Raw genomic sequence first — 9,679 nt, forward strand, 5'->3', positions numbered from 1 at the left:
GGCACCGGCGCGGGCGCGGGCGCCGGCGCGGCGGCCGGGTTCGGGGCCGGAATCGGGCCCGGCGCCGGAGTCGGGGTCGGAGCGGGCGACGGCACGGGCGCGGGCGCCGCCACCGGAGCGGACGCGGGAGGCGGCACCGGATTCCGCACCGGGACGGGCGGCGTCGGCAGGACCGGGGCGGCCGGCACCGGGGCGGCGACCGGCGGCGCCGGGACGTGGGGGACCGGCGGCGGCGGCAGATCGACCGGCTCGCCGGCGGAATCGACCGCCTCTTCCGGCTCGGCCACCCCTTGCGCGCGGCCCGGCGGCGCGGCAACGGCCAGGGTGACGGCGGCGAACACGGCCAACATCCAACGCATGCGACAAACTCCCGATGGCGTGCCGTCCCATCGCGATGAAACGGACGCGGCAGGGTAAACCGGCGCGGCAGCCGGCGGAAAGAGTCAAAACGCGGCGGGGGTCGATTCCGGCGGGGCTGCCGCCCCGCACCCCGCTTGGAGGCCAAGCCTCCAAACCTCCCTTGTTTTCATTGATGAAAAAAAGGGGGTCCGGGGCATCGCCCCGGCGGGTCGCGGGCAGAGCCCGCGCAACATCACCGGTAGGCGCGCAGGCGAGGACGGCCTAGGATGGTTCCTCCCCCGCCGCACGGCCCCTGGAAATGCAGCCCGTTCACGTCCACAGCCTGGGCGACACCGCCTTTTCGCTCGAATTCGCCGAGGACGGCGCCGCCGCCGCGCTGGCGGCGCTCCTGGGCCCAGCCGGCCTGCCCGGGCTGGTCGAGCTGGTGCCGACCCCGCGCGCCCTGCTGGTGATCTACGACCCGCTGACGACCACGCGGGCCGAACTGGAGCCGGCGGTGCTGGCGCGGGCGACCCAGGCGGCGACGGAACCGCCGCCGCCGCCGCGCCGCTGGGTGCTGCCGGTCTGCGCCGAGGGCGATTTCGCCCCCGACCTCGCCGAGATCGCCGCCGCCACCGGCCTGTCCGGCGACGGCGTGCTCGACCGCCTGTGCGCCAGCCCGCTGCGGGTGGCGATGCTGGGCTTCCTGCCCGGCTTCGCCTATCTCGACGGGCTCGATCCGGCGCTGCATCGGCCCCGCCGCGCCAGCCCGCGCCCGCGCGTCCCGGCCGGGTCGGTGGCGATCGCCGGGGCGCGGGCGGCGGTCTATCCCGCCGCCAGCCCGGGCGGCTGGCATCTGCTCGGCCGCTGCCCGCTGGTGCTGTTCGATCCCCAGGCCAGCCCGCCCACCCCGTTCGCCGCCGGCGATCAGGTCCGGTTCGAGCGGATCAACGCCGCCGCCTTCACCCGCCTCGCCGCCGAAGGGGCGAAGCCATGAGCGGGCCGGCGCTGGAGGTGCTGCGGCCGGGGCCGCGCAGCAGTTTGCAGGACCTGGGCCGGATCGGCCTGCGCGCGCTGGGGGTGCCGGTGGCCGGGGCGCTCGACCGGCTCGGGCTGGCGCTGGCCAACGCCCTGGCCGGCAATCCGCCCGACATGGCGGCGCTGGAGCTGACCCTGTCCGGTCCCCGGCTGCGGGTGGCGGCGGACTCGGTGCGGTTCGCGGTGGCCGGGCCGGCGCGGATCGAGCGGATCGGCCGCGACGGCGCCACCCGGCGGCTGGCGCCCGACCGCTCGTGGCGGTTGGAGCGCGACGAGATCCTCGACATCGGCCCGATCGAGGGGGCGGCGGTGGCCTATCTGGCGGTCGCGGGCGGGTTCGCGGTGGCGCCGCTGCTGGGCAGCCACGCCACCCACCTTGCCGCCGGGCTGGGCCCGCTCGGCGGCGGGCCGCTGGGGCCGGGGCCGCTGCCGCTCTGCCGCGACCGGGCCGGGCCGGGGCCGGAACACGCCGCCGCCGCCCCGCTGCCCTATGGCGCGGGTCCGATCCGGCTGGTGGCGGGGCCGCAGCGCGACGCCTTCACCGACGAGGCCTGGGCGCGATTGATGAGGGAGCCCTACCGGATCGGGCTACGCTCCGACCGGATGGGCATGCGGCTGGAGGGGCCGCCGCTGGCGCATCGCGCCGGGGCCGACATCCCGTCCGACGGGCTGGTGGCCGGCTGCGTCCAGGTGCCGGGCGACGGTCAGCCGATCCTGCTGCTGGCCGAACATCAGACCACCGGCGGCTATGCCAAGATCGCCACCGCGATCTCGGCCGACCTGCCCCGGCTGGGGCGAGCACTGCCGGGCACCGCCTTGCGCTTCACCGCAATCGGCGTGGCCGAGGCCGAGACGATCCGGCGCGAGCAGGAACGGCGGTTACGCGCCGTGCTGGCCGGACTCGTGCCGGTGGGCGGCGGCGAGATCGATCTCGCCGCCTTGTACCGGACCGAACTGATCTCGGGAGTGAGCGGACCCGAGCCGGATTAGACCGGCTTGAGGTTGACCGCCGCGTTCTTGCCCTTGCGCGGGTCGCGTTCGGTGTCGAAGCTCAGCTTCTGACCTTCCTTGAGGGTGGCGAGCCCGGCGCGTTCGACCGCCGAGATGTGGACGAAGACGTCGGCGGCGCCGTCGTCGGGCTGGATGAAGCCGTAACCCTTGGTGCTATTGAACCATTTGACGGTGCCAGTCGACATGAAGCCCTCCAAGTCAAGGCGCAGGCGACCCGCAGGGGCGCGGTGCGGGGAAGCGACCGCCCAACCGGTGCCTCGGCCACGGCAGCCCGCCGGGGCTGGCGAACCGGGCCTGCTCCGCCGGGCGGATGGATCGCCAAAGGATGGAACAGGGGCGAAAGGAATACAAGCTCTATCGGAGGTTTCCCATGCCAAAGCCGACACAAGGCGGGGTTTCATCGCCGCCTTGCCGCCGGAACGGCCAGACTCAGCGCGGGGCGGACTCAGCGCAGGGCGAACTCAGCGCGGGGCGGCCTCGGCCGCGGCGGGGTCGGACGGCGCCGGCTCGGGCGGGGTCGCCGCCTCGGCGCGATAGGCCCGGCCGTCCCAGCGCAGCCAGAACGAGCCGGTGTCGATCGAGGCCCAGCCGCCCAGCCGCTCGGCGGTGGCATAGACCCCGTCGGCGTCGCCATAGGCCCAGCCGACCGGCTGCCACGCCTTGCCGTCCCAGCGCGCCACCAGCAGCGGCCCGCCATCGAGGCTGTGCCAGTCGGGCGCCTCCAGCAGCACCAGCAGCTCGGCCACCCCGTCGCCGTCGAGGTCGATCCGCCCCACCCGCACCTGGGCCGGAGTGAAGCTGGGATCGCCGCCGCCGCGATAATAGCCCGGCCATTGCGCCCGCAGCAGGGCGTCGATGTCGGCGGGCGGCGATTCGGACAAGGGTTGCAGGCCGACCTGCGCCAGCGGCTGCAACAGCGTCTGGGCGAAGGCGGCGGAAGCGGGCGCCGCCCACAGCAGCGCCGTCACGAGGGCGGCTCGGATACGCATGGTCGGGGCGGACTGTAGGGGATTTCCACCGGTCTGTACACCCGGCTTTCACCCGGCGCCCTTGCGGCGCGTTTTGCCCTGCGGCAAACGCCCGGTTTGGGGTAAAGTCGCCTCGCCGGCCGCGCCGACCGGCCTGCCTGAAGGAGAAAGCATGCGTCGCCTGGGTCGTTTCCTCGTCGTGATGTTGGCCCTCACCGGCTTGCTGTCGCTGCTGTCGGTCGGACTCGGCGGCTTCGTTCTCTACCGGCTGGCCGGCCCCGGCGGCGGCCATGCCGTGCCGGCGCGCGGGGTGGTGACGCTTGATCTCGAATCGAGCTTCCGCGCCGCCCCCGACGGCGACCCGATGGCGGCGCTGTCGGGCGAAAAGAGCTACGTCCTGCGCGAGGTGCTGGCCGGGATCGATGCCGCCGCCGCCGATGCGCGGGTGGTCGGGCTGTTCGCCACCCTCGGCCACACCCCGCTCGGGCTGGCCGACGCCCAGGACCTGCGCGACGCCATCGCCCGCTTCCGCGCCGCCGGCAAGCCGGCGGTGCTGTTCGCCGAGACCATCGGCGATGGTGGCGCCGGCACGCTTGATTATTACCTCGCCTCGTCCTTCTCGCAGCTCTGGCTCCAGCCCTCGGGCGATGTCGGCCTGACCGGGCTGATGGCGGAAAGCCCGTTCGTCAAGGGCACCCTCGATTTGCTCGGGATCAAGCCGCAATTCTTCGCCCGCCACGAATACAAATCGGCGATCGAGACCTTCACCCAGTCCGGCTTCAGCGACGCCCACCGCGAGACGCTGGGCCGGCTGCTCGATTCCTGGACCGGCCAGATCGTCGCCGGCATCGCCTCCAGCCGCAAGCTGCCGGCCGACAAGGTCCAGGCTCTGCTCGGCGCCGGGCCGTTCCTGCCGGCCGAGGCGAAGACCGCCGGGCTGGTCGATCAGATCGGCTATCGCGATCAGGCGTGGGAGGCGGTCGCCGGCAAGGGCGACGATGCCGCCGAGCCGGTCGATCTCGGCGATTACTTCGCCGCCCTGCCCGCCCCCGGCGGCACCAAGGTGGCGCTGATCGAGGGTCTGGGGGCGATCCATCGCGGCGAATCCCGCCCCGGCCTCGACGAGGATGGCGGCTTCGGCGCCGCCACCATCGCCCAGGCCTTCCGCGACGCCACCGAGGACGACGACATCAAGGCGATCCTGTTCCGGGTCGATAGCCCCGGCGGCTCCTACACCGCCTCCGACACCATCTGGCACGAGGTCGCCCGCGCCCGCGCCGCCGGCAAGAAGGTGGTGGTGTCGATGGGCAACGTCGCCGCCTCGGGCGGCTATTTCGTGGCGATGGGCGCCGATCGCGTCCTGGCCCAGCCCGGCACCCTGACCGGCTCGATCGGGGTGTTCACCGGCAAGGCGGTGCTGACCGATCTGTGGCCCAAGCTCGGCATCAGCTGGGACGAGATGCATCGCGGCGACAACGCGGCGATGTGGAGCATGAACCAGCCCTTCTCGCCCGAGGCCCAGACCCGCATCAACACCCAGCTCGACGCGATCTACGCCGACTTCACCGGCAAGGCGGTCGAAGGGCGCCACATCCCGTCCGACCGCATCGACCAGCTCGCGCGCGGCCGGATCTGGAGCGGCGCCGACGCGCGCGGCAACGGTCTGGTCGATGGCCTCGGCGGCTGGGTCGAATCGCTCGCGGCGGTGCGCGAACTGACCGGCCTCGCCCCCGGCGAACCGATCGATCTGGTCGAATACCCCGCCCCGCGCAAGCCGTGGGAGGTGCTGGCCGAGGCCCTCGGCAGCGGCAGCGTGGCGGAGCGGCGGGTGCTGACCCGCGCCGCCAGCCTGCTTGAACCGCTGCTGCCGGCGCTGACCGCCCTGCCCCGCCCCGGCGACGGTGCCGCCACCCTGCGCGCGTTGCCGGTCGCCCCGGTCGGAGCCGCGCCGCGATGAGCCCGACCCGCAGCGTCGTGGTCACCGGAGCCAGCCGGGGGATCGGCCATGCCATCGCCCGGCGGTTCCTCGCCGAGGGCTGGCGGGTGATCACCTGCGCCCGCGCCGATGTCCCCGACGCCTGCGGGATCGATCCCAACTGGATCTGCCACTTCGTCGCCGACCTCGCCGACCCGGCCGGGGCCGACGCCTTCGTCGCCAAGGTCAACGCCCTGCTCGGCACCGCCCCGCTGCACGCCCTGGTCAACAATGCCGGGGTCAGCCCCAAGACCCCCTACAAGGAACGGCTCGGCGTGCTCAACGGGCCGATCGCCGGGTGGAAAGAGGTGTTCGAACTGAACTTCTTCGCCCCGCTGCGCCTTTCCCGTGGCTTCGCCAGCGCGCTGCACCGGGGTCAGGGGGCGATCGTCAACATCACCTCGATCGCCGGCCATTACGTCCACCCCTTCGCCGGCTCGGCCTACTCGACCTCCAAGGCCGCCTTGTCCGGTTTGACCCGCGAAATGGCCGCCGAGCTGGCCCAGCTCGGCATCCGCGTCAACGCCGTCGCCCCCGGCGAAATCCGCACCGAAATGATCTCGCCCGAATACGAGGCCCTGGTGCCCCGCATCCCGCTCGAACGGATGGGCTCGGCCGAGGACGTCGCCGGCACCGTGTTCCGCCTCTGCGGCGAGGATTTCGCCTACGTCACCGGCAGCGAGGTGTTCGTTACCGGGGGGCAGCATCTATATTGAGGGGGGATTTTTAGGGAAAGCGTGGGCTCTGCCCACACCCGCCAAGGGCCGCAAGGCCCTTGGATCCCATTGATGGGTGGGAAATCCGGCCGATGTCTCGATGTGTTGTAAAATGAGCTACGGCGGAGCATTTTAAGGGGCTGGCACATCGGGAGACACGACCATGGCCACCCAAACCCAGCGCAAGGACCATCCGCTGTCGATGCGGCTCCCCGAAGCCGATCTGGCGATCATCGATCGGGCGGCGCGGTTACGGGGACGCTCGCGGACCGATTTCGTCCGCGAGGCGGCGGTACGGGCCGCCGAAGAGGCGCTGATGGAAACCGGGCTGGTGCGGATGAGCGAGGACGGCTTCGCCGCCTTCATGGCGGTGTTGTCCGCACCGGCTACACCGGTCGAGGCGATGGTCGAGATCCTCCGCCGGCCGCCACCGTGGGAGACGGAGCGCGAGCCGGGTTGATCCGGCCGTGCCGCTGTCCGCATGTTTTTTTATTTGTTCGTATTGAAATTCATGGCACGAAATAATTCGAAGTCGTTCATCCAGGCGACGCCAACCGAGTTGCAAACATCTGGGATCTTTCGGTTCGCACGCCGCTTACTGGGCTTCGACACTTCCTTGGTGACGACCACGCGGCCGGACGCAACCAAAGCATATGATACAAGAAATGGGTCCTGACCGACCATTTCCAGCTCGCTGTCAGTCAAATCCTGAGCATAGCCGATGGACAAGACCTTGTTCAGCAAATTAGGGGAAACGTCCTCATCCAATATCAGTTTCTTCTTCGCATCGGCTTCTCAGATCCAGTCTTTCAAAAGGCCGTTTGAAATCGCGATTTCGTGGTGTATCTCGAACGGCATTTTCACATGCCCAGCATCAGCGACCTTCAATAGCCAATCCCAGAATTGCGGCACACGATCGATGGGATAGTAATCCTCGTGGGCGCGAATAAGGACGTTGGCGTCGAGAAGGTAGAGCAAAACTATCTCCTCGACTCGATGAAGAGAGCACCGCGATTGGCTTCGAAACGGCGTAGGAGAGGCTCGACAGAGCTGGGTTTGACACCGAGAACCTTTGCGGCCTTTGTGTGAGTGAGGAGGTTATCCCTGAGTGTCCTCTGGACGACACCTATCAGCGCGCTACCAAGCCTGTGCTGCCTGACCGCGTAGTAGGACGGACCGCTTTCGCTTTCTCTGGCCTTGGCCTTTTCCTTAGACTTGATGGCTCGCCATCTGGCCGCATAATCCGCGCTCAGTTGGCGGTAAGTTGCGCCGCTGATCCAGCCCATCCGATGAAAGCGATACGCAACCATGGGCTCGCTGACACTCCATGTGTCGGCGATTCGGCTGATCGCACGGTGCGCACCTTCTTTCTCATCGGCAACCAGTCCGCTCGGGCGCTCCGTGAGCGCTGCCGGTGGGAGGAGTACCTCGCTGGCGACATCATTGCAAAATTGCTCTATCCGCCCCTTGGGCGTTGCATCGGTGTCTGTGCCTCCGCTGACGCCACTTTGACCAATCCAGATGTGCGTCAGTTCGTGGATTAGTGTGAAGGCTCGCGCGGCCTTAGCATCCTGGTCATTGATGACAACAAAGGGGGCGATTTCGTCGGCCAGGGCAAATCCGCGAAAGACGGAGTCCGTCAAAACTGAATGATGGGACCCCAGGTCCCCGACAAGCAGAACGAAAACCCCGAGGCGCTCACAGCGTGAACGCATGTCCTTGAACAGGTAATCATGGCCACCAAAACGGCCTTTCCCGGTCTCCGACAGCCCCAAGGCATCATTGATCCTACGCGCGACCGAGTGGACGCCATCCGAGATGTTCGCCGCCCCCACGAACGGTAGCCTGACCGCTTCGTCCTCGTCCTCCAGCAGACTGCGAACCATCTCCTGCCGTCCGCGAATATCGCGAAGCAGAGCATCAAGTAGCGCGTTTTCCCGATTGGAAACATAAACCGTATGCGTGCGAAAGTCTTCGCCACGCACTCCCCTTGGAGGTGGAGCGGCCATGTAGAACGTAATCAACGGCCGACGGTACACAGCCGAAATCTTCACAAGCTGATTGCGAGTTGGAATTTTAACGCCAGCCTCGAACTCGGCCAGCTTATCGCTGGCAGAGATGGCTTCGGAAGAGGACAGACCGATTTTGTCGGCGGCATCGGCAATGCTCAGACCGGCGGACTCCCGTGCCCAGATGAGTATTTCGGGGTTAACCCCTTCGCCGCGAGCCATTTTCTGTTCCCATTATCGCGATGCGACGCAAGAAAAACCTTCAAACGCCTTGCAAGACGCCTCTTGTCAGTCGATTCCCGCAGCTTATCAAATGGGAAAGCATGCGGACAGAAGGCAATTGGATGGGGCTTTGTCACAACTGCAATGGGCGTGAGGGACGTCATTCATAATGCCTGTGTTATCGCGCCCTTGCGCCGGTTAGCCGCCCGTCCGCCTTCGGCCCAAATCAGTCATCTCGCTCACGCCCCAAACCCGGGTACGCCACGTTCAAAAACCAGCCGCCCCTCACACACGACCCGTGACGGGATCCAAGGGCCCTCGGCCCTTGGCGGGTGTGGGCGGAGCCCACGAAAGCCCCCCTCACCCGCGCATCAAGCCGGGGGCGGTTTGGAGCAGATCGGCGAAGGCGCGGACCAGGGGGGCGGTGGCGCGGCGGACCAGACGGAGTTCGACCGGGGCCAGCGGCGGGAAACCGTCGTCGGGGCCGAGGCGGACGAGGCCGGGGCCGATGGCGCTGGCGGGGAGCAGGCCCACGCCCAGACCGGCGGCGATGGCGGCGTGGAGGTTGGTGTCGATCGCGCTGACATAGACCAGCCGCACCGGGCGGCCGGCGGCGGCGAGGGCGGCGAGGCCGGCGGCGCGGTAGGCGCAGCCATCGGGGTAGAGGCAGAGCGGGAGCGGCTCCGGGGCGGTGAAGGGGACCGGGGCGTGGGCGACCCAGTACAGGGGTTCGACGCGGAGGAGGATGCCGGGCTCGGGTAGATCGAGCGGGACGCCGGCGGTGGTGCGCAGCAAGGCGAGGTCGAGCGCGCCCTGGCGCAGCAGGGTGGCGAGGGTGGCGGACAGGGTCGAGGTGACCTCGACGGTCAGGCCGGGATAGAGGGCGTGGCAGCGGGAGATCAGGCGGGGCAGTTCGGCGATGGCGAAATCGTCGGGCACGCCGAGGGCGATGCGGCCGCGCAGATCGGGGCGCCGCAGGGCATCGACCGCCTCGGCGAGTTGGGCGAGGCTGGCCCGCGCCGCCGGCAGGAACCGCCGCCCAGCCTCGGTCAACCCGAGCAGATGCCCGCGCCGCCGATCGAGCAACCGCTGGCCGAGCCCCTCCTCCAGCGCGCCGAGACTTTGGGTCACCGCCGACTGGGTGCGGCCGAGGCGGTCACCGGCAGCCTGGAAACCGCCACATTCCGCCACGGTAACGAAGGCGCGCAGTTGATCGAGGGTGATCCGCCGTTCCCCGAGCGCGTCCATTTTTCGACTCCCCTGACAAAAAAGCGGAGGTCTGGAGCGACTGTCTGTGCTGTCAAGCGGCAAAGGCCATTTCCTTGCGGGCATCACGCGCTTTTGCGTTGAGTCGGATCAGCAGCTTATGCGCCAGAGCGATCCGAATGACCTTCTTGGGCT

General features: G+C 69.2%; 10 protein-coding genes and 1 pseudogene. 5 read left to right on the forward strand and 6 right to left on the reverse strand.

What is annotated here, in order from left to right; genetic code table 11:
• On the reverse strand, window positions 1–359 hold a 359-nt coding region (locus ACFSNB_RS17880; protein WP_377319064.1), incomplete at its 3' end, for a hypothetical protein.
• Between the two features lie 299 nt (window positions 360–658).
• Between ACFSNB_RS17880 and ACFSNB_RS17885 the strand changes: the two genes are divergently transcribed.
• Window positions 659–1,336: a 5-oxoprolinase subunit B family protein gene (locus ACFSNB_RS17885; RefSeq protein WP_377319066.1), complete on the forward strand. Its 678-nt coding sequence runs from the start codon at window positions 659–661 to the stop codon at window positions 1,334–1,336.
• Entirely contained in the window at window positions 1,333–2,367 is a 1,035-nt protein-coding gene (locus ACFSNB_RS17890; protein ID WP_377319068.1) for a 5-oxoprolinase subunit C family protein, read from the forward strand. The genes ACFSNB_RS17885 and ACFSNB_RS17890 overlap by 4 nt, the downstream gene beginning before the upstream one ends.
• Here ACFSNB_RS17890 and ACFSNB_RS17895 read toward each other — a convergent pair.
• Together ACFSNB_RS17895 and ACFSNB_RS17900 are read right to left on the reverse strand one after the other, a co-directional pair.
• Window positions 2,364–2,573 carry a cold-shock protein gene (locus ACFSNB_RS17895; RefSeq protein ID WP_377319070.1) on the reverse strand — a complete coding sequence of 70 codons (210 nt, stop codon included), beginning with the start codon at window positions 2,571–2,573 and terminating at the stop codon, window positions 2,364–2,366. The genes ACFSNB_RS17890 and ACFSNB_RS17895 overlap by 4 nt on opposite strands.
• 276 nt (window positions 2,574–2,849) lie before the next feature.
• Window positions 2,850–3,356 carry a hypothetical protein gene (locus ACFSNB_RS17900; RefSeq protein WP_377319072.1) on the reverse strand — a complete coding sequence of 169 codons (507 nt, stop codon included), beginning with the start codon at window positions 3,354–3,356 and terminating at the stop codon, window positions 2,850–2,852.
• A gap of 172 nt (window positions 3,357–3,528) precedes the next feature.
• On the opposite strand from ACFSNB_RS17900, the gene ACFSNB_RS17905 reads away from it, so the two are divergent.
• The 3 genes from ACFSNB_RS17905 (at window position 3,529) to ACFSNB_RS17915 (ending at window position 6,507) form a co-directional block, all read left to right on the forward strand.
• The gene (locus tag ACFSNB_RS17905; protein ID WP_377319074.1) at window positions 3,529–5,313 is read left to right on the forward strand and encodes a S49 family peptidase; all 1,785 of its coding nucleotides are present in this window, start codon (window positions 3,529–3,531) and stop codon (window positions 5,311–5,313) included.
• Window positions 5,310–6,047 carry an SDR family NAD(P)-dependent oxidoreductase gene (locus ACFSNB_RS17910; protein ID WP_377319076.1) on the forward strand — a complete coding sequence of 246 codons (738 nt, stop codon included), beginning with the start codon at window positions 5,310–5,312 and terminating at the stop codon, window positions 6,045–6,047. The genes ACFSNB_RS17905 and ACFSNB_RS17910 overlap by 4 nt, the downstream gene beginning before the upstream one ends.
• Window positions 6,048–6,210: 163 nt before the next feature.
• Complete coding sequence (locus ACFSNB_RS17915) at window positions 6,211–6,507, forward strand: type II toxin-antitoxin system TacA family antitoxin (protein ID WP_377319078.1); 297 nt, start codon at window positions 6,211–6,213, stop codon at window positions 6,505–6,507.
• 29 nt (window positions 6,508–6,536) lie between these two features.
• Here the strand turns inward: ACFSNB_RS17915 and ACFSNB_RS17920 are convergent.
• The 3 genes and pseudogenes from ACFSNB_RS17920 to ACFSNB_RS17930 all read right to left on the reverse strand — a co-directional run bounded on the left by ACFSNB_RS17920 (window position 6,537) and on the right by ACFSNB_RS17930 (window position 9,526).
• Window positions 6,537–7,025: pseudogene (locus ACFSNB_RS17920) on the reverse strand (DUF4411 family protein).
• A gap of 2 nt (window positions 7,026–7,027) precedes the next feature.
• On the reverse strand, window positions 7,028–8,278 hold the full coding sequence (locus ACFSNB_RS17925; protein ID WP_377319080.1) for an ImmA/IrrE family metallo-endopeptidase: 1,251 nt from the start codon (window positions 8,276–8,278) through the stop codon (window positions 7,028–7,030).
• Window positions 8,279–8,638: 360 nt separating this feature from the next.
• Entirely contained in the window at window positions 8,639–9,526 is an 888-nt protein-coding gene (locus tag ACFSNB_RS17930; protein WP_377319082.1) for a LysR family transcriptional regulator, read from the reverse strand.
• Window positions 9,527–9,679 lie beyond the last annotated feature (153 nt).

It is taken from the genome of Phaeospirillum tilakii (assembly GCF_042683125.1).
GTDB lineage: Bacteria > Pseudomonadota > Alphaproteobacteria > Rhodospirillales > Magnetospirillaceae > Phaeospirillum > Phaeospirillum tilakii.

Coding starts and splice junctions, on each gene's coding strand:
- ACFSNB_RS17890 (WP_377319068.1), top strand. CDS start 1,333: ATGAGCGGGCCGGCGCTGGAGGTGCTGCGGCCGGGGCCGCGCAGCAGT.
- ACFSNB_RS17895 (WP_377319070.1), bottom strand. CDS start 2,573: ATGTCGACTGGCACCGTCAAATGGTTCAATAGCACCAAGGGTTACGGC.
- ACFSNB_RS17925 (WP_377319080.1), bottom strand. CDS start 8,278: ATGGCTCGCGGCGAAGGGGTTAACCCCGAAATACTCATCTGGGCACGG.
- ACFSNB_RS17910 (WP_377319076.1), top strand. CDS start 5,310: ATGAGCCCGACCCGCAGCGTCGTGGTCACCGGAGCCAGCCGGGGGATC.
- ACFSNB_RS17915 (WP_377319078.1), top strand. CDS start 6,211: ATGGCCACCCAAACCCAGCGCAAGGACCATCCGCTGTCGATGCGGCTC.
- ACFSNB_RS17885 (WP_377319066.1), top strand. CDS start 659: ATGCAGCCCGTTCACGTCCACAGCCTGGGCGACACCGCCTTTTCGCTC.
- ACFSNB_RS17905 (WP_377319074.1), top strand. CDS start 3,529: ATGCGTCGCCTGGGTCGTTTCCTCGTCGTGATGTTGGCCCTCACCGGC.
- ACFSNB_RS17930 (WP_377319082.1), bottom strand. CDS start 9,526: ATGGACGCGCTCGGGGAACGGCGGATCACCCTCGATCAACTGCGCGCC.